31 protein-coding genes are annotated in these 26,643 nt (G+C 63.1%); 14 read left to right on the forward strand and 17 right to left on the reverse strand.

Annotation, left to right across the window (positions count from 1 at the left end; genetic code table 11):
* Positions 1-53: 53 nt before the first annotated feature.
* The gene (locus tag NP945_RS13095; RefSeq protein ID WP_256746577.1) at positions 54-1,163 is read left to right on the forward strand and encodes a Gfo/Idh/MocA family protein; all 1,110 of its coding nucleotides are present in this window, start codon (positions 54-56) and stop codon (positions 1,161-1,163) included.
* Between the two features lie 12 nt (positions 1,164-1,175).
* Here the strand turns inward: NP945_RS13095 and NP945_RS13100 are convergent, their stop codons facing one another.
* Positions 1,176-1,877 carry a YafY family protein gene (locus NP945_RS13100; protein ID WP_256746578.1) on the reverse strand — a complete coding sequence of 234 codons (702 nt, stop codon included), beginning with the start codon at positions 1,875-1,877 and terminating at the stop codon, positions 1,176-1,178.
* A 129-nt stretch (positions 1,878-2,006) separates the two neighbouring features.
* Between NP945_RS13100 and NP945_RS13105 the strand changes: the two genes are divergently transcribed.
* A complete protein-coding gene (locus NP945_RS13105) occupies positions 2,007-2,642 on the forward strand; it encodes a LysE family translocator (protein ID WP_128306113.1) in 636 nt (211 codons plus the stop codon).
* 196 nt (positions 2,643-2,838) lie between these two features.
* Here the strand turns inward: NP945_RS13105 and NP945_RS13110 are convergent, their stop codons facing one another.
* The 9 genes from NP945_RS13110 to NP945_RS13150 all read right to left on the reverse strand — a co-directional run bounded on the left by NP945_RS13110 (position 2,839) and on the right by NP945_RS13150 (position 11,257).
* Positions 2,839-3,930 (reverse strand): 3-deoxy-7-phosphoheptulonate synthase, encoded by a 1,092-nt coding sequence (locus tag NP945_RS13110; RefSeq protein ID WP_256746579.1) that lies wholly within the window; start codon positions 3,928-3,930, stop codon positions 2,839-2,841.
* A 281-nt stretch (positions 3,931-4,211) separates the two neighbouring features.
* Complete coding sequence (locus tag NP945_RS13115) at positions 4,212-4,634, reverse strand: type II toxin-antitoxin system VapC family toxin (RefSeq protein ID WP_256746580.1); 423 nt, start codon at positions 4,632-4,634, stop codon at positions 4,212-4,214.
* Positions 4,631-4,897 (reverse strand): type II toxin-antitoxin system Phd/YefM family antitoxin, encoded by a 267-nt coding sequence (locus NP945_RS13120; protein ID WP_127808287.1) that lies wholly within the window; start codon positions 4,895-4,897, stop codon positions 4,631-4,633. The genes NP945_RS13115 and NP945_RS13120 overlap by 4 nt, the downstream gene beginning before the upstream one ends.
* Positions 4,898-5,087: 190 nt before the next feature.
* Complete coding sequence (locus NP945_RS13125; RefSeq protein ID WP_256746581.1) at positions 5,088-5,882, reverse strand: SDR family oxidoreductase; 795 nt, start codon at positions 5,880-5,882, stop codon at positions 5,088-5,090.
* Between the two features lie 32 nt (positions 5,883-5,914).
* A complete protein-coding gene (iolG, locus tag NP945_RS13130) occupies positions 5,915-6,910 on the reverse strand; it encodes an inositol 2-dehydrogenase (protein WP_256746582.1) in 996 nt (331 codons plus the stop codon).
* Positions 6,911-7,022: 112 nt separating this feature from the next.
* Positions 7,023-7,790 (reverse strand): ATP-binding cassette domain-containing protein, encoded by a 768-nt coding sequence (locus NP945_RS13135; protein ID WP_023810655.1) that lies wholly within the window; start codon positions 7,788-7,790, stop codon positions 7,023-7,025.
* Positions 7,791-7,792: 2 nt separating this feature from the next.
* A complete protein-coding gene (locus NP945_RS13140) occupies positions 7,793-8,869 on the reverse strand; it encodes an ABC transporter permease (protein WP_027039989.1) in 1,077 nt (358 codons plus the stop codon).
* A 112-nt stretch (positions 8,870-8,981) separates the two neighbouring features.
* Positions 8,982-9,923, reverse strand: coding sequence for a sugar ABC transporter substrate-binding protein (locus NP945_RS13145; RefSeq protein ID WP_256746583.1), 942 nt, complete (start codon positions 9,921-9,923; stop codon positions 8,982-8,984).
* Positions 9,924-10,225: 302 nt separating this feature from the next.
* On the reverse strand, positions 10,226-11,257 hold the full coding sequence (locus NP945_RS13150; RefSeq protein WP_127270620.1) for a LacI family DNA-binding transcriptional regulator: 1,032 nt from the start codon (positions 11,255-11,257) through the stop codon (positions 10,226-10,228).
* Between the two features lie 169 nt (positions 11,258-11,426).
* On the opposite strand from NP945_RS13150, the gene NP945_RS13155 reads away from it, so the two are divergent.
* From NP945_RS13155 to NP945_RS13165, 3 genes are all read left to right on the forward strand, one after another.
* Positions 11,427-12,518, forward strand: a complete 1,092-nt coding sequence (locus NP945_RS13155; protein WP_256746584.1) for a fatty acid desaturase family protein — start codon at positions 11,427-11,429, stop codon at positions 12,516-12,518.
* A 97-nt stretch (positions 12,519-12,615) separates the two neighbouring features.
* Positions 12,616-12,930: a MocE family 2Fe-2S type ferredoxin gene (locus NP945_RS13160; RefSeq protein WP_027161041.1), complete on the forward strand. Its 315-nt coding sequence runs from the start codon at positions 12,616-12,618 to the stop codon at positions 12,928-12,930.
* A complete protein-coding gene (locus NP945_RS13165) occupies positions 12,927-14,165 on the forward strand; it encodes an NAD(P)/FAD-dependent oxidoreductase (RefSeq protein ID WP_256746585.1) in 1,239 nt (412 codons plus the stop codon). Before NP945_RS13160 ends, NP945_RS13165 begins: the two co-directional genes overlap by 4 nt.
* A 246-nt stretch (positions 14,166-14,411) precedes the next feature.
* Here NP945_RS13165 and NP945_RS13170 read toward each other — a convergent pair whose 3' ends face one another.
* The 6 genes from NP945_RS13170 to hslV form a co-directional block, all read right to left on the reverse strand.
* On the reverse strand, positions 14,412-15,371 hold the full coding sequence (locus tag NP945_RS13170; RefSeq protein ID WP_256746586.1) for a DUF1402 family protein: 960 nt from the start codon (positions 15,369-15,371) through the stop codon (positions 14,412-14,414).
* Positions 15,372-15,603: 232 nt separating this feature from the next.
* On the reverse strand, positions 15,604-16,914 hold the full coding sequence (gene hslU, locus NP945_RS13175) for an ATP-dependent protease ATPase subunit HslU (protein ID WP_127328515.1): 1,311 nt from the start codon (positions 16,912-16,914) through the stop codon (positions 15,604-15,606).
* A gap of 4 nt (positions 16,915-16,918) precedes the next feature.
* On the reverse strand, positions 16,919-17,518 hold the full coding sequence (locus NP945_RS13180; protein WP_256746587.1) for a DUF2585 domain-containing protein: 600 nt from the start codon (positions 17,516-17,518) through the stop codon (positions 16,919-16,921).
* Between the two features lie 52 nt (positions 17,519-17,570).
* Positions 17,571-18,731: a hypothetical protein gene (locus NP945_RS13185; RefSeq protein ID WP_256746588.1), complete on the reverse strand. Its 1,161-nt coding sequence runs from the start codon at positions 18,729-18,731 to the stop codon at positions 17,571-17,573.
* On the reverse strand, positions 18,728-19,240 hold the full coding sequence (locus NP945_RS13190) for a GNAT family N-acetyltransferase (RefSeq protein ID WP_256746589.1): 513 nt from the start codon (positions 19,238-19,240) through the stop codon (positions 18,728-18,730). Before NP945_RS13190 ends, NP945_RS13185 begins: the two co-directional genes overlap by 4 nt.
* 71 nt (positions 19,241-19,311) lie before the next feature.
* Complete coding sequence (hslV, locus tag NP945_RS13195; protein ID WP_256746590.1) at positions 19,312-19,863, reverse strand: ATP-dependent protease subunit HslV; 552 nt, start codon at positions 19,861-19,863, stop codon at positions 19,312-19,314.
* A gap of 228 nt (positions 19,864-20,091) precedes the next feature.
* On the opposite strand from hslV, the gene hisB reads away from it, so the two are divergent.
* From hisB to coaA, 9 genes are all read left to right on the forward strand, one after another.
* Positions 20,092-20,691, forward strand: a complete 600-nt coding sequence (hisB, locus tag NP945_RS13200; RefSeq protein WP_127266875.1) for an imidazoleglycerol-phosphate dehydratase HisB — start codon at positions 20,092-20,094, stop codon at positions 20,689-20,691.
* A 4-nt stretch (positions 20,692-20,695) separates the two neighbouring features.
* The gene (locus tag NP945_RS13205; RefSeq protein ID WP_027039976.1) at positions 20,696-21,172 is read left to right on the forward strand and encodes a DUF2628 domain-containing protein; all 477 of its coding nucleotides are present in this window, start codon (positions 20,696-20,698) and stop codon (positions 21,170-21,172) included.
* Between the two features lies 1 nt (position 21,173).
* Positions 21,174-21,824 (forward strand): imidazole glycerol phosphate synthase subunit HisH, encoded by a 651-nt coding sequence (gene hisH, locus NP945_RS13210; protein WP_127320231.1) that lies wholly within the window; start codon positions 21,174-21,176, stop codon positions 21,822-21,824.
* Between the two features lie 87 nt (positions 21,825-21,911).
* A complete protein-coding gene (locus tag NP945_RS13215; protein WP_127380294.1) occupies positions 21,912-22,202 on the forward strand; it encodes a DUF1330 domain-containing protein in 291 nt (96 codons plus the stop codon).
* Between the two features lie 4 nt (positions 22,203-22,206).
* A complete protein-coding gene (gene hisA, locus NP945_RS13220; RefSeq protein ID WP_127380293.1) occupies positions 22,207-22,950 on the forward strand; it encodes a 1-(5-phosphoribosyl)-5-[(5-phosphoribosylamino)methylideneamino]imidazole-4-carboxamide isomerase in 744 nt (247 codons plus the stop codon).
* Positions 22,947-23,783 (forward strand): arginase family protein, encoded by an 837-nt coding sequence (locus tag NP945_RS13225; RefSeq protein WP_256746591.1) that lies wholly within the window; start codon positions 22,947-22,949, stop codon positions 23,781-23,783. Before hisA ends, NP945_RS13225 begins: the two co-directional genes overlap by 4 nt.
* Positions 23,780-24,574 (forward strand): imidazole glycerol phosphate synthase subunit HisF, encoded by a 795-nt coding sequence (gene hisF, locus NP945_RS13230; protein WP_164873921.1) that lies wholly within the window; start codon positions 23,780-23,782, stop codon positions 24,572-24,574. Before NP945_RS13225 ends, hisF begins: the two co-directional genes overlap by 4 nt.
* Positions 24,575-24,644: 70 nt before the next feature.
* Positions 24,645-24,968 (forward strand): phosphoribosyl-ATP diphosphatase, encoded by a 324-nt coding sequence (locus NP945_RS13235; protein ID WP_127398493.1) that lies wholly within the window; start codon positions 24,645-24,647, stop codon positions 24,966-24,968.
* Between the two features lie 24 nt (positions 24,969-24,992).
* Positions 24,993-25,952, forward strand: a complete 960-nt coding sequence (gene coaA, locus NP945_RS13240) for a type I pantothenate kinase (RefSeq protein ID WP_127266882.1) — start codon at positions 24,993-24,995, stop codon at positions 25,950-25,952.
* On the opposite strand, the gene NP945_RS13245 is transcribed toward coaA, so the two are convergent.
* Complete coding sequence (locus NP945_RS13245; protein ID WP_127328524.1) at positions 25,939-26,568, reverse strand: alpha-ketoglutarate-dependent dioxygenase AlkB; 630 nt, start codon at positions 26,566-26,568, stop codon at positions 25,939-25,941. The two genes, coaA and NP945_RS13245, sit on opposite strands and share 14 nt — an antisense overlap.
* Positions 26,569-26,643: the final 75 nt, after the last annotated feature.

Here is a 26,643-nt window from a genome sequence, read left to right on the forward strand (position 1 = left end):
ATAAAATGGACTAATTCATCCACGCAGCGCTTCAAGCAGTGGAGAAACGGAAAATGGTCGGCGTCGGTCTCATCGGTACGGGTTTCATGGGCAAGTGTCACGCCATCGCATGGAGTGCCGTCAGCGCCGTCTTTCCCGACGTTGCCAAGCCACGGCTGGTCCATCTCGGCGAGGTCAATGAAGAGCTTGCCCGGCGCAAGGCGGGCGAGTTCGGTTTCGCCAAGGCGTCGGGCGACTGGCGCGCCGTCGTCAACGATCCCGAAGTCGATGTCGTCTCGCTGACCACGCCCAACCAGTTCCATCCGGAAATGGCCATCGCGGTTCTTCAGGCCGGCAAGCATCTGTGGTGCGAAAAGCCGATGGCGCCGAGCTTTGCCGAGGCCGAGGCGATGGCGGCGGCGGCGAAAAAGTCGGGCAAGGTCGCGGCGCTCGGCTACAACTACATCCAGAGCCCGGCCATCCGCCACATCGGCGCGCTGCTCGACGAGAAGATCATCGGCGAGGTCAACCATCTGCGCATCGAGATGGACGAGGACTTCATGGCCGACCCCGAAGCGCTGTTCTTCTGGAAGCACGAAGCAGCTTCCGGCTACGGCGCTCTCGACGATTTCGCCGTGCATCCGCTGTCGCTGGTCTCAGCCCTGTTCGGCCGCGTCGCCAGTGTCATCTGCGACATGGCCAAACCCTATGCCGATCGCAAGCTGGCCAGCGGCGGCCGTCGCGCGGTCGAAACCTACGACATCGCCAGCGTGCTGATGCATCTGGAAAACGGCATTGCCGGCACGCTGCTGGTCAACCGCTCGGCCTGGGGCCGCAAGGGCCGCATCGCCGTCCAGATATTCGGCTCGAAAGGGTCGATCCTGTTCGACCAGGAACGATCGAACGAATTCCAGCTCTACCTCACATCAGACCGGCCGACCGAGCAGGGCTATCGTACCATCCTGGTGGCGCCGCACCACAAGCCTTATGACCTCTTCGTGCCGGCGCCAGGCCATGGCCTCGGCTTCAACGATCTCAAGATCATCGAGTGCCACGAACTGCTGACGCGGCTTGAAGGCAAGCCGGCGCGGCTCATCGAGTTTGCCGAAGGGCTGGAGATCGAGCGCACGGTGCACGCGATGGCGCGTTCGTTCGAGGAAAAGCGCTGGGTCGATGTGAGGTGATATAAGCCCGCTTCAGACGAGGGTGGCCGCAGCGTTCGTCTCCCAGCCGTTGACCCAGACCTGCCGCAGCCGGTCGCCTTCGCCCTTGAAGCGTAGCCCCGTCGCCTGGCAATCCTCGATCCGGTCGCTGCGGAAATTGCGGATCGCCTGGCGCAGCTCGCACCAGGCGACGATGTTGGCGGTTTCGGCGTAGTAGATCAGCGCGATCGGGCGGATGAGACGCTCGGAGGCGCGGCCCATTTCGTCGCAATAGGAGAGATCGAGCTTCTCCTCGTCGCGGATGGCGCGGCGCACCAGCGCCAGGTCGATCGCGCCGGTCGAAGGCGCGGCGAACCCCCAGGCATGCAGCGCATTGGCGTCGAATGCCTGCCGCAAGGGTGGCGGCACCGCGCCGGCGATCTTGGCGCTGACGCGCTTGGCCGCCTGCTTGAGCTCGCTGTCGCCCGTGCGCTCCAGCAGCGCCAGCGACAGGACGATCGCCTCCATCTCCTCGATCGAGAACATCAGCGGCGGCAGGTCGAAGCCGGGGCGCAGGATGTAGCCGATGCCGCGTCCGCCCTCGATCGGCACGCGCATCGCCTGCAACGCTGCGATGTCGCGATAGATCGAGCGTACCGTCACTTCCAGCCGCTCGGCAATCGTCGCTGCCGTCACCGGCTGCCGCGCCAGCCGCACGATCTGGATGATCTCGAACAGGCGTGACGCCTTGCGCATTTTTTACCCCAGGTCGCGCGCCCAACTGACACACCATTGTCAGTTGGGCTGACCTATAGGAGCGCCTATCGAATTGAAAATCAACAGGTTCCGTTGCGGTTTGGCGGAGCGAGGCGGCAGGCAACTGACATGGGCTATGCGGAAAATCTCTGGCTTTTCTTTATCCTGCTGTTCGGCATCATCGCCGTTCCGGGCATGGACATGCTCTTCGTGCTTGCCAATGCACTGACCGGCGGACGCGACAGGGGTCTCGCCGCGACCGGCGGCATCATGGTCGGCGGCATGGTGCATACGCTGAACGGCGCCATCGGCGTCGGCCTGCTGATGCATTTCGTGCCGATCCTGTTCAAGCCGCTGCTGCTTGCCGGCGCCGCCTACATGGCCTTTATCGGTATCACGCTGATGCGCAGTTCCATCACTGTCGGCCAGGAGGGGCCTGCCGGCAGCCGGTCCGCATGGAAGGCCTTTCGCCAGGGTTTTGTGACCTGCCTGATCAACCCGAAGGCATACCTGTTCGTGCTTGCCGTCTACCCGCAGTTCCTGAAACCGGACTACGGTCCGATCTGGATGCAGGCGACGATCATGGGGCTGCTGACCGTGGTGACGCAGGCTGCGATCTATGGCGGGCTGGCGATCACGGCCGGCCGCAGCCGCAACCTTCTGATCGCCAATCCGCGGGCCACCATTTTTGCCGGCCGGGCGGCCGGACTGCTGCTCTTTGCCGTGTCGGTGTTTACCGCATGGGAAGGACTGAGAGCGGCGTAGGGATTTCTTGCGAAGAAGACCCCACCCCTAACCCCTCCCCACAAGGGGGAGGGAGACTCCCGCCGGCGCTGACAATGGCAAACTGCCGAGGCTTTCAGGCGTCAAGGTTCGAGTAGGAGTGCGCGGCAGCGTTCCCTCCCCCTTGTGGGGAGGGTTAGGGTGGGGGTCGTGCCGGGCAAAGGCCGGCAATAGTGGCTCAAGCGGCTCCCTGCCGGTTGTCGATCATGGCGCGGCGTGCCGAGCGGCGCCACTCGACGGCGCCGGCAAGGCCGTGCAGCACCGTCTCGGTGGTCGCCCAGTCGATGCAGCCATCGGTGATGCTCTGGCCATAGAGCAGCGGCTTGCCCGGCACCACGTCCTGCCGGCCGGCGACGAGGTTGCTCTCGATCATCAGGCCGATGATGCGCTCGTCGCCTGCCGCGACCTGGCCGGCGACATCTGCCGCGACCTTGGGCTGGTTCTCGGGCTTCTTGGCCGAGTTGGCGTGGCTGACATCGATCATCAGCCTGGGCGCAACGCCGATGCGGGCGAGTTCCACAGCGGCGGCTTCGACGCTCGCCGCGTCATAGTTGGGCTGAACGCCGCCGCGCAGGATGACGTGGCAGTCCTCATTGCCCGTGGTCGTGGCGATGCCGCTGCGCCCGCCCTTGGTCACCGCCATGAAATGATGCGGCTGGGCAGCCGATTTCACCGCCTCGGCGGCGATGCGCAGATTGCCGTCGGTGCCGTTCTTGAAGCCGACCGGGCAGGAAAGGCCCGAGGCGAGTTCGCGGTGGATCTGGCTCTCGGTCGTGCGCGCGCCGATCGCGCCCCAGGCGACCAGGTCGGCAATGTATTGCGGCGTGGTCATGTCGAGGAATTCGGTCGCCGCCGGCAGGCCGAGATTGTTGACGGCCGACAGCACGTTGCGCGCCATCCGCAGCCCCTTGTCGATGTTGAAGCTGCCGTCGAGGTCGGGATCGTTGATCAGGCCTTTCCAGCCGACCGTCGTGCGCGGTTTCTCGAAATAGACCCGCATCACGATCTCCAGCCGGTCCGACAGGCTCTCGCGCAGCGCCGCCAGACGGCTGGCATAGTCGACGGCCGCGACTGGATCGTGGATCGAACACGGGCCGACAATGACGAGCAGCCTATCGTCGGTACCGTTCAAGATGGCATGGATCGCGTTGCGCGACGCGGTCACGGTGCGCGTCGCCGTCAGCGTGCGCGGTATCTCCCGCATCACCTCGTCCGGCGTACTCAGTTCTCGGATTTCCTTGACCCGGAGGTCGTCTGTGGTGGTCAACACGGCTTTCTGCTCCTGTCGAGAGCATGATGCCGAAAAGTGTGAAGCGGTTTTCGGACGACATCATGCTCCTCTTTGATTTAGAGGGAACCTGCCGGCTGAAACAAAAAAGCCGCCAGGTATGGCGGCTGTTCGGATCTTGTTGCTGCAATCTTCAGATCGAGCGCAATCCTCCCGCCGCCAGCGAGCTCCTAAAGTACCAATATGTGGCGGTCAGGTTGATCATGAGGTTCATATAGTCGATGCGGAGGCGCTTGTCACGTGCCCTGATGAGGCTGCTATCGTCATCCAGTCCAGGGATCAAAAAGTTCAATTCCAAAACCTTCGAAATCCTTCGTATTGCGTGTTGCCAAGGTAAGCTCCTGCGCAATCGCCGTGGCTGCGATCAGGCCGTCCATCGACGACAGGCCGCGACCGCTGCGTTTTGCAAACCCCATCAAGTCGCCCCAGGCCAAGGCAACCGATTCGTCCACCGGAAGAACCCTCTGCTCGAAGCGCTGCGGCAGGTCCCGAGCAAGCCACTCGGCCAGGGCCTCACGTTTCCGACCCTCATCCATGAGGGCGACTCCGCGCCGGATCTCGGCGATCGACACGACGCTGATGAAGGAGCGATCCTCATCAAGCCGATCCAGCCAGTTCAGAACGCGTGCGTCCGGCGCCGGTCGTGTCACTTCAGACAGGACATTCGTATCGAGCAGAAGCCTCACAGCGGCAGATCACGCGGTTCGTCGCGCTGACGCTCAAGGTTGATATCGGCGCCGCGCAGCGGCGACTCCAGCAGGAACTCCGCAAGCGTACCCTTGCGCGCGGTCTTGCGCTGCCATTCCTCGGCCGAGACGACAACCACGCTTGGTTTGCCGTTTCTGGTGATCGTCTGCGGCGAAGACTGCGCGCGCTCGATAACCTCCGAGAGCCGGGCTTTTGCCCCGGCGACCGTCCAATTGGTATTCTCTTTGGGCGCAGACAGCATTGCGACCTCCATGACCAGTCTGACTATCTTGACTATATGGGAGTGGTGATGCGGCGGCAACAGGGGAAGGGAGGGCTTTCAGAGCTCGGGTCCCTTGGTGATTTTGGTCTGGAGCCGGTCACGCTGGCGAGGGCAAGCTCGGCCAAGGCTTGGCCGAGCTGCTTCTGGACGAGAGGCTATTCGGCTGACCCTATTCCGGAGACGACCCCGCAATGCTCTGGTCATAGTCGACCAGCGATCCGGTCATGACACCGGACTGCGGGCTGACCATGTAGCTGATCAACCGTGCAAGCTGGTCCGGCTTGACCAACTGGCCCATCGGCTGCGCCGCCTCGGCCTTGGCCAGCCAGTCGTCCGGCGCGTCGTGCCACTTCTTCTGCACGATGTCCTCGCCCTCTGTGTCCATCCAGCCCGGCAGCACCGCATTGCAGCGGATGCGGTTGTGGCGATAGGCATTGGCAACGTTCTTGGTCAGCGTCATCAGCGCCCCCTTGCTGGTCGAATAGGGCGTCAGGAACGACTGGCCGGTATGCGCCGACATCGACAGCACGTTGACGATCGAGCCGGGTGCTTTCTTTTCCAGGAGATGCGCCACCACGCCTTGCATCAGGAAAAACGGGCCGCGCACATTGGTGTCGAAGATGGTGTCGAAAAGCTCCTCGGAGGTTTCGACCAGCGAGCCGCGCGCCGATGTTGCTGCAGCATTGACCAGCGCGTTGATGGTGCCGAAATGCGAGATCGCGGTGGCAACGGCGCCCTTGCAGTCGGCCACTTTCGAGACGTCGGCGCTGATGAAGATCGCGTCGACGCCGGCTTTCCTGAAATGGGCGACGGCCTTGTCGCCCTTCTCCTGCGAGCGGCCGATGAGCGCCAGTGCCCGGCAACCTTCCTCGGCCAGCGCTTCGGCGACGGCAAAGCCGATACCTTGCGCGCCGCCGGTGACGACGGCGCGTGTCTGTGAATTGCGATCGGCTGTTCCGCTCATCGCTCTGCTCCCGTGGTTCTTTCTAAGGGTTACTACTTGTCGAGACGGACGGTCTTGCCGGTCGTTGCTGATTTCAGCGCCGCGTCGGCCAGCTTCAGCGCCACCAGCCCATCCGCACCGCTCGGCGACGCTTTCTTGCCCGAGGTCGCGGCCGTGATGAACGCGGCGATCTCAATAGCGTAGGCGTCGAGGTAGCGGGTCATGAAGAAGTCGTGCAGCGGCGGGCGGGTGTAGCCCTTTTCGTTGGCCAGTTCGATCGACACCGGGCGCTGGTTCTCGGCGGCAACCATGCCTTTCGAGCCATGCACCTCGATGCGCTGGTCGTAGCCATAGGTGGCGCGGCGCGAGTTGGAGATGACGGCCTGCTTGCCGGAAGCGGTTTCGAGGATGACGCTGACGCTATCGAAATCGCCGGCAGCACCAATCTTCTTGTCGACCAGCACCGAGGCATGCGCACTGACGGCCACCGGCTCCTCGCCGAGCAGGAAGCGCGCCATGTCGAAATCATGGATGGTCATGTCGCGAAAAATGCCGCCCGAGCGCTTGATGTAGTCGATCGGTGGCGCGCCCGGATCGCGGGACGTGATGGTGACCATCTCGACGGTGCCGATGGCGCCGTCGTCGATCGCCTTGCGCACGGCGGCGAAATGCGGATCGAAACGCCTGTTGAAGCCGACCATCAGCGTCGCTTTGGTCTTCTCGACCACGGCTAGGCACTTCTCGACGCGCTTGACGTTGAGGTCGATCGGCTTCTCGCAGAAGATCGCCTTGCCGGCCTTGGCGAAGCGCTCGATCAGATCGGCGTGGGTGTCGGTCGGCGTGCAGATGACGACGGCGTCGATATCCCCGGCTTTCTCGATATCTTCGATGCTGCGCACCTCGGCGCCATAGGCGCTCGCCAGCTCTTTGGCGGCCTTCTCGAACGCATCGGCAACGGCAACCAGTTTGGCCTGCGGGTTGGAGCCGACGGCGCGGGCGTGGACCTTGCCGATGCGGCCGGCACCGAGGAGAGCGAAGCGAACGGTCATGGGTATTTCCTCTGGGGGATGGATCTGAGAGAGTTGTGTCCGCACCTTCCCTGAGGAAGGGGGCAAGATTACTTCACGCACGCATACCTTAAAACAGGGTGATCGCCCTGTTTTAGGCCGCGAGTTCCGCCTCCCCGGTCTTGGCGCCGGTGATGTAGGAGACGATATCGTTTCCGTCGGTGTTCTCCTTGCGCAGATTGGCGACGATGCGGCCGCGCCGGAACACGACGATACGGTCGCAGAGATCGAACACCTGGCGCATATTGTGGCTGATCAGGATCAGCGGCTCGCCATTGTCCTTGAGCGTACGGACGATGTTTTCGACCTGCGCGGTCTCCTGTACGCCAAGGGCAGCCGTTGGCTCGTCCATGATGATCAGCTTGGAGGCGAAGGTCGCCGTCCGGGCGATCGCCACGCACTGGCGCTGGCCGCCTGACATGTGGCGGATGGTGTTGGACAGATTGGGGATCTTCACCGCCGTGCGGACGAGCGCCGCCTCGGTCGCCTTGCGCATGTATTTGCGGTCCAGGATCGAGAACGGGCCGAGGTTGAACAAAACCTTCTCGCGGCCGAGGAACAGGTTCGAAGGCACGTCGAGATCGTCGGCCAGCGCCAGGTTCTGGAACACGGTCTCGATGCCCGCCGTGCGAGCCTCGATCGGCCCGGCAAAATTCACTTCCTTGCCGTCGAACCAGATCTGGCCGCTGGTGCGCTGCTCGACACCGGTGATCTGGCGCACGAAGGTCGACTTGCCGGCGCCGTTGTCGCCCATGATGGCGACATGCTCGCCCTTGCGCAGTTCGAAATTCGCCCCTTCCAGCGCGTGCACGCCGCCATAGCGCTTGGTCAGGTTTTCAGTCTTCAGGACGATGTCTGACATGGTCATGCCCTCATTGCCCGCAGGCGTTGGCGCCACTGGTCGAGAACCACCGCACCGACGATGATCACACCCTTGACCATCTCCTGGTAGTAGGCGTCGAGGCGCAGGAAGGTGAAGCCGGAGATGATGACGCCGAAGATCAGCGAGCCGATCACCGTGCCGATGATCGAGCCGCGGCCGCCCGACAGGGAGACGCCGCCGATGACCGCCATGGCGATGGCATCGAGTTCGTACATCACGCCCATGCCGGACTGCGCGGTCAGGTTCTTGGAGCTCAGCACCACGGCGGCGAGCGCGGCGAGAATGCCGGCGATGACGTAGACCAGGATCTTGTGGTTGGCGATCTTGATGCCGGACATGCGCGCGGCATCCTCGTTGGAGCCGATCGCGTAACAATGCTTGCCGTACCTGGTGTAGGTCATGATCAGCTGGAACAGGATGGCCAGCGACAGGAAGATGACGACGGGCATCAGGCCTTTGCCGATGCCGGCGAAACTCTCGGTGGGAAACGAGATCGGCTGGCCCTTGGACCACCATTTGGCGATGCCGCGCGCGGTCACCATCATGCCGAGCGTGGCGATGAACGGCGGAATGCGTGTGTAGGCGATCAGCGCGCCATTGACCAGGCCGGCAAACAGGCCGCAGGCGATCGCCACCAGCAGCGGCACGATGACAGGCAGGTCGGTCCAGCCTTGCGCCAGGAACATCGCCTTGGGATTGGGGTTGCCGTTGACCGTGGCCACCTGGGCGAAGCTCATGGCGATCATGGCGGTCGCGCCGACGATCGAGCCCGAGGACAGGTCGATGCCGCCGGTGATGATCACTTGCGTCACGCCGATGGCGATGATGCCGACGATCGACACCTGCAGGATGATGATCTGCAGGCGCGCTTCGTTGAAGATGCCGCCGACGTCGCTGCGTGTGTTGAACAGAAAGCTGTCGCCCAGAAAGATGCGGCCGATCAGTTCGAAGATGACGACGAGAATGACCAGTGCCAGGAAAACATTGAACTCGGCCGGCCATGTGCGCTTCCTCGCATCATAACCGACGCCGCCGACGCCATGAGATGTCTGTGCCACGTATTCTGTCCTCCATCAGCCGCGGTCGCCCTCGCGCCTGCGGCGCTGAGGGAGAGAGGGGAGCGGCGCTGTCTTGATCGAGAGCGCCGCTCCGTATCGAACCGTTGGCGGCTCAGTTCTTCTTCAGGAACTTGTCGATGTTGGCGGGCGTCACCAGCTGGAAGGGCACGTAGACCTTGTGCTCGACCTTCTCGCCCTTGGCGAGCTTGAGCGCCGCATCGAGAGCGCCGGCGCCCTGGCCGGCCGCGTCCTGGAACACGGTTACGTCGAGGTCGCCCGCCTGCATGGCCGCCAGCGCGTCCTGGGTGGCGTCGACGCCGCCGACGACAACCGTCTTCATGTCGATGTTGCCGGCCTTCATCGCCTGGATGGCGCCGATGGCGCTTTCGTCATTGTTGGCGATGACGCCGTCGAACGGCTTGCCGGTCGACAGCCAGTTGGTCATCAGGTTCTGCGCCTCGTCGCGGTTCCAGTTCGACGTCTGCTTGTCGATGATCTTGATGAAGCTGCACTCCGGCGTCGCGATCACGTCGTCGATGTCCTTGGTGCGCTGCACGGCGGCCTGGTTGGAAAGCTCGCCCATGATCACATAGACATTGGCTTCCTTCTTGCCGGCTTCCTTGAACAGGCGGCAGACTTCCTTGGTCTCGAGCGTGCCGGAATCGGCTTCGTTCGAGGCGACGAAGGCCTGGTTGTCGGGCAGCGTGTCGACATTGACCGGCTCGCGGTTGACATAGACCAGCGGGATCTTGGCTGCGGCGGCGGCGTCCGACATCGCCTGCGTGGCCGAAGTGTCGACCGGGTTGACGATGATGGCATCGACGCCCGAGGCGGCGAAGTTCTTGATCTGGTCAAGCTGCTTGGCAACGTCGTTCTGCGCGTCCTCGACCTGCAGCTCGACGCCGCTCATGCCCTTGGCCTGCTCGATCATGCCGTTGCGCAGCACGGTCAGGAAGTTGTCGTCGAACTTGGCCATCGACACGCCAACCTTGGCGGCCAGGGCGGATGAGCTCATCAGCGCCGCGAAGGCGACGCCCAAAATCAATTTCTTCATTGTGTTTCTCCTCCACATATTGGTGTCCGGTTTCACCGATTTATCCGGAATCCCCGATCTCCCCGGGGAATCTCTCCCTGATGTCTCTTCTGTTCCGGGTGACGCCTGCCTCCTGGCTGGAACGTCAAACCCTCCGTTTGAAACAGATATTACGGAACGAAAGAACCAAAATACACAGATGATGAAATATTTATTCCATTTCACATCGGGGCGTCAAGGGCGATTCCGCGGCCTGCGGGCCGATTTACGCCTCGCTCTGATGGATTCTATCATTTGCCTCGGCGGCCTTGCGCGGCGGCGGGCTAGATGTTTTCCGGCAGATAGATGTCGAAGGGCAGGAAGGTCTGGCCCGGAGCGTTGGCGGCGCCGGTCTCGATGGCATGCGCCATCAGGTCGACAAGCTCACGGCACAAAGCGGCGAGCGGGGTCGAGATCACCATGGTGAGGATGTTGTCGGCGAGTGCCGCACGCGATTCGGCGTTGATCTCGTTGCAGACGACCACCGGCATGGTCGCGGGCTTCGCTGCCCGCAGCGCCGAAACCGCGCCTTCCATGCCGCCGCCGGCGACGTAGCAGCCGGCAAGATCCGGATAACGCGCCAGAAGATCGATCATCGCGTCATGGGTCACCTGGTTGGCTTCCAGATTGACCAGCGTTTCAAGCACGCTGAACTCCGGCGCGTGCTCGCGGAAGAAGGAGCGAAAGCCGATCTCGCGCAGCTCATGGCCGTGGAAGCGGTGGCTGCCGACGAAGAGGGCGACCTTGCCGGGCCGCTTGGCTGCCTTGGAGATCATCCATGCGGCGGTGCGCCCGACCTTGCGGTTGTCGAGGCCGATATAGCCTTCCCGGATGCCGGCGGCAAAGTCGGACAGCACGGAAAAGACCGGCTGCCCTCTCGCCTTCAAGGTTTCCACGACCGCTGTCAGGGTCGGATGGTCCGGACCGACAACGGCGATGGCCCTCGATTTCGCCGCCAGCCTGCGCATCTGGGAGGCGATCTCGTCGGGAGCCAGGGAACTGGCGAAATCGATGGTCGCAACGCCGCGGAAGCGCTGCGATCGCGAGATGGCCAGTTCGAGTTCCCGCGCGAAGTCGCCGTAAAAGGCATCATTGCCCCGCAGCAGCAGGAAGCCCAGCCGGTACTCCGGCAATTCCTGGCGCATGCGCTGCTTGATGAGGCCGGCGGCGTGATAGCCGATATCGGTAGCGGTCTCGTAGACGCGGCGCGCTGTCTCCTCGCGCACCGGCAGCCGGTTGTTCAGCACGCGGTCGACGGTAGCGACACTGACGCCCGAGATGCGCGCCAGATCAGATATGGTCGGCCGCTTCACCATGCTTGCCCCGTCGGATTTGCTTGAGCCTTCGTACAGCATCCTGATGGGAAATGATAGAAACTATCTTTATGATGTTGAGTCCATCATCGGTCGGCGTTACTTTGACGCTAGAAGCCAAAGGAATTCATGGCATTCGCCTTGGCGGATGCCTTTGCCGAGGGAGGCAATCATGTCCACTGCGCCGTCCCGGCGTGACTACAGCCTGATCGGCCGCGATGCCAAGCTCGCGGTCGAGACCGGCCTGTCGGCGGCCGAGTGGTATCACACCGACATACCGCGCAAGCAGATGAAGGAGCTGATGCAGCGCTCCGACGGGCCGGCGATCCGCGATACGGCAATCTGGTTCGCCGCGCTGATCGTCAGCGGGGCCGGCGGCGCCTGGTTCTGGGGCACATGGTGGTGCGTGCCGTTCTTCTTCGTCTATGGCGTCCTCTACGGCTCCTCGACGGATTCGCGTTGGCACGAATGCGGCCACGGCACCGCTTTCCGGACGCAATGGATGAACGATGCGGTCTATCAGATCGCCTGCTTCATGATCATGCGCAATCCGGTGACCTGGCGCTGGAGCCACACGCGCCACCACACCGACACCGTCATCGTGGGCCGCGACCCGGAAATCTCGGTCATGCGGCCGCCCGATCTGGTTCGCGCCATGCTGGGTTTCGTTGGCGTGCTCGATGCCTGGCATGCGATGTCAGACATGCTGCGCAACGCCGCCGGCAACATCAGCGCCGCCGAAAAGACCTTCATTCCCGAACAGGAACAGCCCAAGGCGATCCGCGTCGCCCGCATCTGGACGGCGATCTATGCCGCCACCGTCGGGCTGGCGCTCTACACCGGTTCGTTCCTGCCGCTGATGCTGGTCGGCCTGCCCAGGCTCTACGGCGCCTGGCACCATGTCATGGTGGGGCTGCTGCAGCATGGCGGCCTGGCCGACAATGTCACCGACCACAGGCTGAACAGCCGCACCGTCTACATGAACCCGATCAGCCGCTTCATCTACTGGAACATGAACTACCATGTCGAGCATCACATGTTCCCGATGGTGCCGTACCATGCGCTGCCGAGGCTGCACGAACTGATCAAGCACGACCTGCCGGAACCGACACCGTCGATCCTGGCCGGCTATCGCGAGATGATCCCGGTCTTCCTGCGCCAGCTGCGCAACGAGGACTATTTCCTCAAGCGCGAGCTGCCGCCGACCGCACGGCCATATCGCGAAGAATTCCACAACGACACTATCGCCGCCGCGGCGGAATGATCGTGCTTCCATCCGATCTAGACTGTTTATTTTAACGCAATTCCGGGCGGAAAACCGCTGCGCACTTTTCCTGGATTTGCTTTTGGGGAGGACTTGAATGAGCGACTGGGTCGAGGCCTGCGCCACCGGCGACATAGACGAGGAGGATGTGATGCGCTTCGACCATGGCGGCCGCACCTTCGCCATCTATCGCAGCCCCGACGACGAGTTCTTCGCCACCGACGGCCTCTGCACGCATGAAAAGGTGCACCTGGCCGACGGGCTGGTGATGGACGACATCATCGAATGTCCCAAGCACAATGGCCGCTTCAACTACAAGACGGGTGACGCCCGCGGCGCGCCGGTCTGCGTCAACCTGAAGACCTATCCGGTCAAGGTCGACGCCGGCAAAGTCCTGATTCAGATCGGATGACCGACATGGCGGGGGGAATGGTCATCATCGGCGCCGGCGAATGCGGCGGGCGGGCGGCATTGGCGCTGCGCGACCTCGATTATCGGGGGCCGGTGACGCTGGTCGGCGATGAGCCGCATCTGCCCTACGAGCGCCCGCCTCTGTCCAAGGAGGCGATGGCCAGCGATGCGCCCGAGATCAAGGCGATCGCCAGCGACGCCATTCTGGCCGAGAAATCGATCCGGCATATCCATTCCGTCCAGGCCGTGGCGATCGATCCGGCGGCGCATGCGGTGCGCCTGTCGGACGGATCGGTCCTGCCTTACGAAAAGCTCCTGCTGGCAACGGGTTCGATGCCGCGCAAGCTGCCGATGCCCGGCCTTGGCGCGCACTGCGTCTATCTCAGGACCTTCGCCGACGCGCTCGCGATTCGCGCGCATCTCACCCCCGGCAACCGTATCGCCATCATCGGCGGCGGTTTCATCGGCCTCGAACTTGCCGCCGCGGCACGCAAGCTAGGCGCTGCGGTCACCGTTATCGAGGCGCAGCCGCGCATCCTGATGCGCGGCGTGCCGGCGGAGATCGCCGAAATCATCCATGACGCGCATGTCGCCGAGGGCGTTGATATTCTGTGCGGGGATGGCATCGCATCCATCGCCGACGACGGCAACAAGGTGCGCATAGCGCTTGCCGGCGGCCGGGAAATCGTCGCCGACCTCGCGATCATCGGCATCGGCGCCGTGCCGGTGACCGGGCTGGCGGCCGAAGCCGGCCTGGCGATCGACAACGGCATCGCTGTCGATGCGCAATTGCGCAGCAGCGATCCCGACATCTATGCCGCCGGCGATTGCTGCTCGTTTCCGCTCGCCGTCTATGGCGGCCGTCGGGTGCGGCTGGAAGCCTGGCGCAACGCCCAGGAACAGGGCGCGCTGGCGGCCAGGAACATGCTCGGTGCCGGCGAGGCGCATGCGGCGGTGCCGTGGTTCTGGTCGGATCAATATGGTCTGTCCCTGCAGATCGCCGGGCTGTCCGACGAAGGCAGCAGCACCGTGCGCCGCGACCTCGGCGATGGCGCCTTCATTCTCTTCCATTTGGCGCAAGACGGCAGGCTGGTGGCGGCCAGCGGCATCGGCCCCGGCAACGCGGTCGCCCGCGATATCAGGCTGGCCGAAATGCTGATCGGCAAGCACGCGAAACCGGCGCCGGAAGCGCTGGGATCACAGGCGGTCAAGCTGAAGTCGCTGCTGGCGGCGTGAGCCGTCACGCCAATTGCCGACGTCTGCGCTGCCCCTCATCTGCCTGCCGGCATCTTCTCCCCGTATAGTGACGGGGAGAAGGGCGCTATCATCGCCGGTTTCGCCAATCACCAGCATCGCAAGAAGGGCGCCGAGGTTACGGCCAGCCCCTTTCTCCCCGTCACTATACGGGGAGAAATGTCCGGCAGGACAATGAGGGGCGGCGCAGGCGTCGGCAAATTAACGTCAGCGCGCCTGAACCCCAGCCTAAAACAGCGCCTTCAGCTCCGCCAATTTGTCATTCACCAGCCAGCCATAGTAATTCTCTTCCGGCAGCTTTTCCGGCTCGCCGGCGGCGCGGCGCCTGTCGTTCTCCGCCTTCAGCGCGTCGGCGCGCTGCTCCGGATTGCCGACATTGTAGAGCGTGGCCGTGACCCCCGGATTGCCCGAAATGTCGAAGCCGGCAATGCTTTTGTAGGCATCGATCGATTTCCGGATCGTCGCGGCGACGTAGGGCAGCGTCAGGTCGGGATCCATGATGGTCTTGTAGACCGAATTGGGATCGCCGACGTCGAGCTTCGGCAGGCCGGAAACCTTGTGCACGAGATCGCTCATCTGCAAGGCGGTCAGCGGATTGAGCTGGCCGAGGCCGAAGGTCTGGCCGGCATAGTAAGGCTGGAAGAAGGTGGCGCCGAAACGGTCGTCGGGAAAGCTGGTCCCGCCGACGCTCTTGCCGCGAAACGAATGGTTCCACACCTGCTCGCGGCATTCCCACAGATCGTAGCTGTCGGACATTGCGGCGCATTTCTTGAATTCCGGCCGCTGCACGAAATCCGTGATGTCCTCGCCTTCATAGGCGAAGGACAGCTTGCTGGAGAGATAGGAGATCGCCTTGACGTAGTAGGTCTGCAGCCGGTCATAGGCATCGACATTGTAGGTGTGCTCGCCGACGATGGCGCCGACGATGTGCAAGGGATCGATGCCGTAGGTGGCTGCTGCCTTCTTGATCTTGCCGCGCAGATCGGCGTCGTTCTGCAGCAGGGCGTAGACCTTGCGGTACTTCGCCTGGAAGCTGGTGTTGGTCGCCTGCGTGCGCCGGCTGGAGGCGCCGGGAATGTCGGGCTGCACGGCATTGCGATTTCCCGCCGGCACCAATGTCGCTGCCTGGGCGGCGAACAGCGTCGCCGCCAGCGTCAAGCCGAGAATGACCAGGATCAGTTTTTTCATGCACCCGCCGCCCAAGCAATTCCAGGAAAAGTGTGAAACGGTTTCCCGGAATTGCGTCAAACCAAGAGATCGAGAATTGCCGCGCAAACTAGGTAAAGCTCTTGGTCGAGTCGAGAGCGCCCCTTCACCCGGCACTACGAAAGGTGGCCAGATGGTACCATCTGGCCACACATGATTTTGCTTGCCGGAAAATGTTGTCCGGACCGGCGCCGGAACGTTCCGGCGCCGTCGTTTAAAGGATGAACCGCGACAGGTCGGTATTCCTGGACAGGTCGCCGACATGCTTCTCCACATAGGCGGCATCGATGGTGACTGATGTGCCGTTGCGGTCGGGCGCATCGTAGGAGATTTCGTCCAGCACCCGCTCCATCACCGTCTGCAGCCGCCTTGCGCCGATGTTCTCGACGCTGGCGTTGAGATCGACGGCGATGCCGGCCAGCGAGTCGATAGCGTCGTCGGTGAAGGTCAGCTCGACGCCTTCGGTCTTCATCAGAGCGATATACTGCTTGATCAGGCTCGCCTCGGTCTCGGTCAGGATGCGGACGAAATCATCCTTCTCCAGCGCCCGCAATTCGACGCGGATCGGCAGGCGGCCCTGCAGCTCCGGCAAAAGGTCGGACGGCTTCGAGACGTGGAAGGCGCCGGAAGCGATGAACAGGATATGATCCGTCTTCAACGGCCCGTATTTGGTCGCCACCGTGGTGCCCTCGACCAGCGGCAGCAGGTCGCGCTGCACGCCTTCGCGGGACGGACCGCCCGAAATGTCGGATCTCGCCGCTATCTTGTCGATCTCGTCGAGGAAGACGATGCCGTCATTTTCCGCGGCATCGAGCGCCCGGCGCACGACTTCGTCCTGATCGAGCAGCTTGTCGGACTCGTCATTGACCAGCAGATCGTAGGACTCCTTGACCGTCGTCTTGCGCGTCTTGGTCTTCTTGCCGCCCATCGCCTTCGACAGCATGTCGTTGATGTTGAGCACGCCGATATTGGCGCCCGGCATGCCGGGAATCTCGAAGCCGGGCATGCCGCCGCTGCCGGTGTCGGCAACCTCGACCTCGATCTCCTTGTCGTCGAGTTCGCCGTCGCGCAGCTTCTTGCGGAAACTATCGCGGGTGGCCGGGCTCGCCGTCTTGCCGACCAGCGCTTCCAGCACGCGTTCCTCGGCGTTGACGTGGGCGCGCGCCTTGACGTCTTCGCGCATCTTCTCGCGCACCAGGCCGATGGCGATCTCGACCAGATCGCGGATGATCTGCTCGACATCGCGGCCGACATAGCCGACCTCGGTGAACTTGGTCGCCTCGACCTTGACGAAAGGCGCACCGGCAAGACGCGCCAGGCGGCGCGAGATCTCGGTCTTGCCGACGCCGGTCGGCCCGATCATCAGGATGTTCTTCGGCATCACCTCTTCGCGCATCTGGCCTTCCAGCTGCTGGCGGCGCCAGCGGTTGCGCAAGGCGATGGCCACGGCGCGCTTGGCGTCCTTCTGGCCGATGATGAAACGGTCGAGTTCCGAAACGATTTCGCGGGGAGAAAATGTGCTCATATCACTAGATTCCACTTTGCCACTGCTTGATGGCCTCGAACGGATGCAGCAGCATGATCACGTTGAGTGTCAGATTGTCCCGGATGAGATAGCCGGTACCGAGTTCGAAGATGATGGCAAGGCTGACGATCACCCATATAGGTAGCCTTCGCGCCATCACAAATCCCAGCACCATGGCCAGAGTGTCCGACACCGAATTGATGATGCTGTCGCCGTAATAGTCGAGCGAGATGGTGCCGGCGCGGTAGCGCTCGATGATGAATGGGCTGTTTTCGAGCAGCTCCCAACCGCCTTCGATGAAGACGGCGAACGCCAGTCTCAAGCCGATCGGCGAACGCGGGAACAGGAATCTTGCCAGCGCATAGAACAGGAAGCCGTGGATGATGTGCGAGAACGTATACCAGTCCGAAATGTGCTGGGAATTCTCCGAACTCTGCACGACGCCATGCCAGAGCTTGACGTAGCCGCAGGTGCAGATCGGCGCTCGCCCCATGCCGTAGAGCGCCCCGGCCTGGAAGATGATCAGCGCGAGGACGAGCAGAAGCCCCATTCGCCAGCTGTCTTCATAGGCCGAATAGCTGTTCTCCGCGGCCGGTGTCGTCATCGGTTCATTCCCCCTCATTTCGCGTCGCCGTCTCGATCATCACAAAGCCTTGTCACGCCTTCAGCGGCGGTAGCCGGCGGATCACGGCAGCCGGCAAGGTGGGTTTGACCACAATCCGCCGGATACGCTGCCAGCCAGCCCCGAACAGAATGATCAGCGCGCCAACAACGACCAGGATCAAGGCAAAAGGCGGGATGCCCGTCGAATCGGAGGCGGAATTCACCAGATAATAGATGCCCAGCGAGCCGAAGTAAGCCAATGTCGGAACCAGAAGCGAACGGCGGTCGATGGCAAGCGCGACATAGAGGAAGCCAAGGATCAGTATAGTCAGCATGAGGGTTGCATTGGTATCCGGCGCAATATGTCCGAATACGACGTTCTGGCCGGTTGCCATGATGAAGAGCGGATGCACCAGCATGGGCGCCGAGACGACATGCAGCCAGAAAGCGCAATCGGACCAGATCTTGCGTCGATCCCTGTCGTAAATGTCAAAAGCTACACCCGTTGCGAACACGATCAGGCCGCAGATCAGCGGCATGTAAAGTGCCGCGCGGAGCAATTCGGGAACATCCTCCATACGCGGCGGCGCAATCGCACCCGCTGTCACGCTGTCATACAGGATTATCGCCGTTTGCAGGAAGGCAAGCAGTGTAAAGGCGATGGCGATAGCCCCGGCAATGATGGGGACGCGAAAACGCCAGAAATAGATCGCCGCCGCGATTATTCCTCCGCCCAGGAACAGATATCCGGCCTGGGACGCCGTCTGGCGCAACGCCAATAGCTGCCAGATAGTCTCCGGCTTGCGTATGCCGAAGCTGGCCTCCACCTGTAGCGCCAGAGCGGCCAGAATGGCGGCCATGAAAATCAGGGCAAGCACGGACGACGATAATTTCATCCGGTGCTGACGCGTGACGATTTCGGCGAGCCCCCAGGTGAAAACCGCGAGGATGCCAGCGATCCAGAATGTCTGGCCTGGAAGCAAGGTGGTCAGGACAAAGAAGAAGCCGGCGCTGAGCAGAATGGTTCCCACGGTGACGAACAGATCGTTGCCGCCGCCGACCAGCCGCAGGTTTTCCTCGTCACCCTCGTCATCGGCGCGCCTGGCCTCGGGGGCGAGAGCGACCGCACGTTCCATGGCCTCCAACTGATCGCGCAGGGTCTGCGAGATCAAACCTTTCGCGACTGCCTTGTCGAGGGTTTCGGCGCTGATCAATTGGGCTCCTGCGTCGCGTCGCGCGCCATCATCAAGGCCGGCCCGTACTCCGATGTTCTGGTGTCAAAGGCAACAAAGCCAGCCTTTTCATAGGCACGGATCGCCCTGACATTGGCGGGATCCGGATCGATGATGACGCGCGGAACACCTTCCTCGAAAAGCTGTTCGACGAACTGGCGCACGATTGCCGAGCCATGGCCGCGCCCGAGCAACTCCGGCACGCCGATCGACACGTCGATGCCGAGCGTGCCGAACGGCTGGTCGGCATAGGGATGGTCGTCTTCCAGATGCGGGTCGTAGCTCTGCAGATAGGCGATCGGCTTGCCGTCGAGCTCGACGATCAGCGGCTCGACCGAAATCGAGTCGATGTGCTCGCGAATCCCGGCGATTTCCGTCTCCGGATCGTCCCACCACTCTGCAACATGCGGCTCGGCGAGCCAGCCGGCGATCATCGGCAGGTCTTTTTCCGTCACCGGCCGAAAATCGTAATTATCGTCTTGTTCGGCCATGATCTCTGGACGAACGGAACCGTTCGTCCGAGAAAACCGGTTTCCACTTTTCGGGGTCATGGCCGGCCTTTTCAGCCGACATCGAGCGTTTCGACGACGAAACTGTTGTTGGTGTAGACGCAGATATCGGATGCGATCTGCATCGCCTTGCGGGCGATCTCCTCGGCATCCTTGTCGCTGTCCATCAGCGCGCGCGCCGCGGCCAGTGCGTAATTGCCGCCCGAACCGATGGCCATGACGCCGAATTCGGGTTCGAGCACGTCGCCGGTGCCGGTCAGCGCCAGCGATACCGACTTGTCGGCCACCAGCATCATCGCTTCCAGCCGGCGCAGATAGCGGTCGGTGCGCCAGTCCTTGGCGAGTTCGACGCAGGCGCGCGTCAGCTGGTCTGGATATTGTTCGAGCTTGGCTTCGAGCCGCTCCAGCAGCGTGAAGGCGTCGGCGGTGGCGCCGGCGAACCCGGCGATCACATTGCCGCCCTTGCCGATGCGGCGCACCTTCTTGGCGTTGCCCTTCATGATGGTCTGGCCAAGGCTGACCTGGCCGTCGCCGGCGATCACCACCTTGTTGCCCTTGCGCACCGTCACGATGGTCGTGGCGTGCATGGTCAGATTATCGGACATTTTCTGGCTCCGAGCAGCGCCATCCCGATAAGGCGATCGGCGCGGTACGAGTGACTTGATCGGCCATATGTATGCATGGGACCGATGATTGCAAACCGCTGGATAGCGGCCGGGTTCGCAACTGGCAATCGCCGGATCATGCTGCTAGAAGGCTTTCGTTTTCAAGCCTGCGAGGGCTTGAACCTCTGAGCCGGTCACGATGTGAACCTCTGGGACAAGGATAGAGTGATGCCGCCCCGCGCCGCCGAAGTCAGCCGCAAGACCAAGGAAACCGAGATTGCCGTCTCGGTCCATGTCGACGGCACCGGAAAATCGGACATTTCGACGGGCGTCGGCTTCTTTGACCATATGCTGGACCAGCTGGCGCGCCATTCCCTGATCGACATGACGGTCAGGGCCAAGGGCGACCTGCATATCGACGATCATCACACCGTCGAGGACACCGGCATCGCGCTCGGCCAGGCGCTGGCCAAGGCACTGGGCGAGCGGCGCGGCATCATGCGCTATGCCTCGATCGACCTTGCCATGGACGAGACGCTGACGCGCGCTGCGATCGACGTGTCCGGCCGTCCGTTCCTGGTCTGGAACGTTTCCTTCTCGTCGCCGAAGATCGGCACCTTCGACACCGAGCTGGTGCGCGAATTCTTCCAGGCTTTGGCGCAGAATGCCGGCATCACGCTGCATGTCACCAATCACTATGGCGCCAACAACCATCACATCGCCGAGACCTGCTTCAAGGCGGTGGCGCGCGCGCTGCGCGCGGCTCTCGAACGCGATCCGCGCCAGCCGGATGCGGTTCCCTCCACCAAGGGATCGTTGAAGGGATAAGGCCATGGCCACCTATGTCGTGATGGAACCGCCAGGCCGAAGCGAGAAGGCCGATGCCACGGCCTTTGTCCGCGATGGCTTCACCTGGCTGGGCCTCCTGGTGCCGCCGCTATGGTTCGCCTGGCATCGGCTGTGGATCGAGGCAGCGCTTGCCTTCGTCGTCATGGGCCTGCTTTCGATGCTGGGCCAGAAGCTCGGCCTTGGTCTGGCCGGCTCGCTGCTGTCACTGTTGGTTTCGCTCTATGTCGGACTGGAAGGGCAAGGCCTGCGCATCGCGGCACTTCGCCGGCGCGGTTGGCACGAATGGGGCGCGGTCGAAGCCGGTTGGCTCGACGACGCCGACACACGCTATGCGCTGGAAGCGGAAGCGCTTGCCGATGAGGTTGTGCCGGCGCCGCGTATGGTCCCCGATGCTGCCCTCGCGCGGCCAGCGCAGCCGGGCATGGCGCTGGGGCTGACCCACATTCCGGGAAGAAGCTGACATGCGGGTTGCGATCATCGACTACGGTTCGGGCAATTTGCGCTCGGCCACCAAGGCTTTCGAGCGCGCCGCGCGCGAAGCCGGCATATCGGCCGATATCGACCTGACCGCAGATGCCGAGCGGGTGCGCACGGCCGATCGCATCGTCCTGCCCGGCGTCGGCGCCTATGCCGACTGCGCCTCCGGCCTGCAGGCCGTCGAAGGCATGTGGGAAGCCGTCGAGGAGGTTGCGATCGTCAAGGGCCGGCCGTTCCTCGGCATCTGCGTCGGCATGCAGCTGATGTCGCAGCGCGGCCTCGAAAAGACGATTACCAAGGGCTTCGGCTGGATATCGGGCGACGTGAAGGAGATCATGCCTTCCGATCCGGCGCTGAAGATCCCGCAGATCGGCTGGAACACGATCGAGCTCAAGCGCCAGCATCCGCTGTTTGCCGGCATACCGACTGGCGCAAGCGGGCTGCATGCCTATTTCGTGCATTCCTATCATCTCGATGCGGGCAAGGCGGACGAGGTTCTGGCGGTTGCCGACTATGGCGGCCCGGTGACGGCGGCCGTCGCCCGCGACAATCTTGTCGGCACGCAGTTCCACCCGGAAAAGAGCCAGGCCCTCGGCCTCGCGCTGATCACCAATTTCCTGCGCTGGAGGCCCTAGAGCATGATCCCGAAAAGTGGACCCCGGCTTTCTCGGACAAACGGTTCCCGTTTGTCCGGAGATCATGCTCGAGCAGAGGGATAGACCATGAGCAAGAAGGGCTACTGGATGGCGATGGTCGAGGTGACCGATCCGGAAAATTATCCGCTATACATTGCCGCCAACAAAGCGGCTTTCGACAAATATGGCGCAAAGTTCCTGACCCGCGGCGGTCAATCGTCGAGCCCGGAAGGACCATCGGGCAATCGCCATGTCATCATCGAGTTCGAGAGCTATGCGGTCGCACTCGCCTGCTTCCATTCGCCTGAATACCAGGTGGCGCTGAAATTCCGACGCCTCTATTCGACATCCCATTTCGCCATTGTGGAAGGCGCCTGAACGGATGATCCTTTTCCCGGCGATAGATCTCAAGGACGGCCAGTGCGTGCGCCTCAGGCATGGCGACATGGCGACCGCGACCATCTACAACGATGATCCTGCCGCGCAGGCGCGGGCCTTCGAGCAACAGGGTTTCGAATGGCTGCATGTCGTCGACCTCAACGGCGCCTTCCAGGGCCAGAGCGTCAACAGCGCGGCGGTCGGCGCCATCCTCAAGGCAACGAAGAACCCGGTGCAGCTCGGCGGCGGCATCCGCACGCTGGCGCAGATCGAGGACTGGCTCGATCGCGGGCTGGCCCGGGTCATCCTCGGCACGGTGGCGGTGCGTGACCCGGACCTTGTCAAACAGGCCTGCAAGGCGTTTCCGGGCAAGGTCGCCGTCGGCATCGACGCCAAGGGCGGCAAGGTCGCCGTCGAGGGCTGGGCCGAGGCGTCGAGCCTCGGCGTCATCGAACTGGCGAGGAAGTTCGAGGGCGCCGGCGTCGCTGCCATCATCTACACCGACATCGACCGCGACGGCGTTTTGACCGGCATCAACTGGGACGCCACCATCGACCTCGCCGATGCCGTGTCGATCCCGGTCATCGCGTCGGGCGGCCTCGCCTCGATCGCCGACATCGTGCGCATGACCATGCCCGATGCGCAAAAGCTCGAAGGCGCGATCTCCGGCCGCGCGCTCTATGATGGCCGCATCGATCCGGCCGAGGCCCTGGCGATCCTGCAGGGCAGGGCGGAGACGCGGACGTGAAAATCTCCATTATCCTGGCCTCCTATGACAGCGGCCACTACCATGGCGGCATGGGCCAGGGGCCGGACGCGTTGGTCTCGGGCGGGCTCGTCGACGCCCTGACGATGGCCGGCCACGATGTGATGATCGAGGATATCGGCAAGGTTGGAGATGCCCAGGAGCGTGAAATCGCCACCGGCTTTGCCGTCTGCAACGCGGTTGCGACCGAGGTTCGCCTTGCCCGTGACGCCGGTCGGTTTCCCATCGTCCTTGCCGGAAACTGCCTGACCAGCGCCGGCGCGGTTGCTGGCGAGGACGCCGATGCGATCATCTGGGCCGGCCAGCATGGCGACCTCAACACGCCCGAGACATCCACATACGGCTTTCTCGACGGCATGGCGCTGGCGACGGTGCTCGGCCTGTGCTGGCGGCCGGTGGCGTCGGCCATTCCCGGCTTCAAGCCGGTCGATCCGTCGCGTTGCGTGCTCGTCAACGCGCGCGATCTCGATCCGGACGAGAAGCGGCTGCTGGAGACATTGCCGATCGTGCGGACGGAATGCTCCGGGGTGGCCCAGGCGGCCGAAAGACTGAAGATCGCCGGCGCCAGACGCGTGCACATGCATCTCGACATGGACGTGCACGATCCCCGGGAGCTGCAGGCCAACCGCTATATCACTTCGGGCGGGCCGAGCCCGGAACAGCTGCGCGATGCCACTTGCGCCATGGCGCTTGCGGTGCCGGTCGTCGGCATCACCGTCTCCGCCTACGACCCGGCCTTCGACGCCCAGGCCGATGTTCCGCCGCTGGTCGGCCAGTTGCTGAACGATCTCATCGCCACGATAGAGGGCCGCTGATGCTGAAAGCCCGTGTCATCCCCTGTCTCGACGTCAAGAGCGGCCGTGTCGTCAAGGGCGTCAACTTCGTCGATCTCGTCGACGCCGGCGATCCGGTCGAGGCGGCCAAGGCCTATGACGCGGCCGGCGCCGACGAACTCTGCTTCCTCGACATCACGGCTTCGTCGGACAATCGAGAGACCATCTTCGACGTCATCGCACGCACCGCCGAACAATGTTTCATGCCGCTGACCGTTGGCGGCGGCGTGCGCCAGGTCGCCGATATCAGGAAGCTGCTCTTGGCCGGCGCCGACAAGGTGTCGATCAACACGGCCGCGGTGAAGAACCCGGATTTCGTCGCCGAGGCCGCCGACAAGTTCGGCAACCAGTGCATCGTCGTCGCCATCGACGCCAAGAAGGTGTCGGGCACCAGTGAGACCGACCGCTGGGAGATCTTCACTCATGGCGGCCGCGAAAAGACCGGCATCGATGCGGTCGAGTTCGCCCGGAAAATGGTCGATCGCGGCGCCGGCGAGATCCTGCTGACCTCGATGGATCGGGACGGCACCAAGGCCGGCTACGACATCGCGCTGACCCGCGCGATATCAGACGCCGTGCGTGCGCCGGTGATCGCCTCCGGCGGCGTCGGCACGCTCGACCACATGGTCGAAGGCATACGCGACGGCCATGCCGGCGCGGTGCTGGCCGCGTCCATTTTCCATTTCGGCACCTACACGATAGCGCAGGCCAAGGCGCATATGGCCGCCGCCGGCCTGCCGATGCGGCTGGACTCTGTGAATAATCGGCCCTAAAGCATGATCCCGAAAAGTGGGAACCGGGTTTCGGAAAAGATCATGCTTAAACAAGCAGATAGATGACGCCATGACCGAGTTTTCGCTTTCCGATCTGGAAAAAATCATTGGGGAACGCGCCCATTCCGGAGATCCGGATTCGTGGACGGCAAAATTGTTCGCGCGCGGCATCGACAAGGCGGCGCAGAAGCTCGGCGAGGAAGCCGTCGAGACGGTGATTGCCGCCGTCAGGGGCGACAAACCGGCCATCGTTTCAGAAAGCGCCGATCTTATATATCATTGGCTCGTCGTTCTCGGCCTCTCCGGGGTACCGCTGAGCGACGTGCTTAGGGAACTCGAAGGCCGCACCCGGCGTTCGGGCATCGCCGAGAAGGCGTCACGGCCCAAGGGCTGACCGCGAGGAAGGGCAGGTATCTCGATGGATCAGCTCGCGCCGACCGAGAAGTATTCCCCCTTTCGCTTCTTCTCCGCCGAGCAATGGTCGCAATTCCGCGCCGATACCCCACTGACGCTGAGCGCGGACGAATTCCGCCGCCTGCGCTCGCTCAACGATCCGGTCGATCTCGAGGAGGTCACGCGCATCTATCTGTCGCTGTCGCGGCTGTTGTCGGCGCATGTCGAAGCGAGCCAGCTGCTGTTTCGGCAACGCCAGGCCTTCTTCAACGCGGTCGACGTGGTCAAGACACCGTTCATCATCGGCATTGCCGGTTCGGTCGCCGTCGGCAAATCGACCACCGCACGCGTGCTGAAGGAACTGCTGGCGCGCTGGCCGTCGAGCCCCAAGGTCGATCTCATCACCACCGACGGCTTCCTGCTGCCCAACGAGGTCCTGCGCCGCGAGAACCTGATGGAGCGCAAGGGTTTCCCCGACAGCTACGATGTGGGCGCGCTGCTGCGCTTCCTGTCGGGCATCAAGTCGGCGCTGCCCGATGTCCGCGCGCCTGTCTATTCGCACCTGACTTATGACGTCATTCCCGGCGAGTTCGTCACCATCGACCGGCCCGACATATTGATCTTCGAGGGCATCAATGTCCTGCAGCCCGGCAAGCTGCCGCAGGACGGCAAGATCGTCCCTTTCCTGTCGGACTTCTTCGACTTCGCCATCTACATCGATGCCGACGAGAAGCTGATCCACAACTGGTACATTTCCCGCTTCATGCGGCTGCGTGAGACCGCCTTCCGCAATCCGGACTCCTTCTTTCACCGCTATTCGCAGCTGTCGGAGAGTTCGGCGCGCGCCATCGCCGAAGGCCTGTGGACCAACATCAATTTGAAGAATCTGCGCGAGAACATCCTGCCGACGCGGGCCCGCGCCGACTTGATCCTGCGCAAGGGCGCCGACCACCTGATCGAGGAAGTGGCGCTCAGGAAGCTGTGACGGCCGGCTCCGTCACCCGCCGCAGCGTCAGATTGATCCGCCCGCCGTTTTTCAGCAGCGCCGAGGTCGAGGGATAGATCCGATCGACGCCGTGAAAGCACAGCCGCCCCTCGCCGCCGAGCACCACGACGTCACCGCTTTGCAGCCTGAACGACTTGGTGGCGCCATCACGCGTAGTCTGGCCGACTCGGAACAGGCAGTCGTCGCCGAGCGAGACGGAGACGACCGGCGCCGAAAGATCGGTCTCGTCGCGGTCCTGATGCAGGCCCATTTTTGCGTCCGGCGTGTAGAAATTGATGAGGCATGCTTCCGGCGGGTGCGGATAGCCCGAGACCTCGCGCCACAGGTCGAGCAGCGCATCCGGAATTGGCGGCCAAGGCGCCCCGGTTACCGGATGCGCCGGCTGGTAACGATAGCCGTGCTCCTTGTCGGTGACCCAGCCGAGCGGCCCGCAATTGGTCATACGCACGCTCATCTCCTTGCCGGTGCGCGGCATGGCCGGCACGAACAGCGGCGCCTGCTGCACGATCCGTCTCACCTCGTCGACCAGCTCTTCCTGCGCGCTGCGCGACAGGTAGGCCGGCATGTGGCGGACGCCTTTGGGCAGGACGAGCACGGATTCGATTACCTCTTGGATGGTTCGGAACCGTAAAATGTCACGTTCAAATGAAAACGGCGACCCGAAAGCCGC

Source organism: Mesorhizobium sp. LMG17149, from assembly GCF_024518695.1.
Taxonomy (GTDB): Bacteria; Pseudomonadota; Alphaproteobacteria; order Rhizobiales; family Rhizobiaceae; genus Mesorhizobium.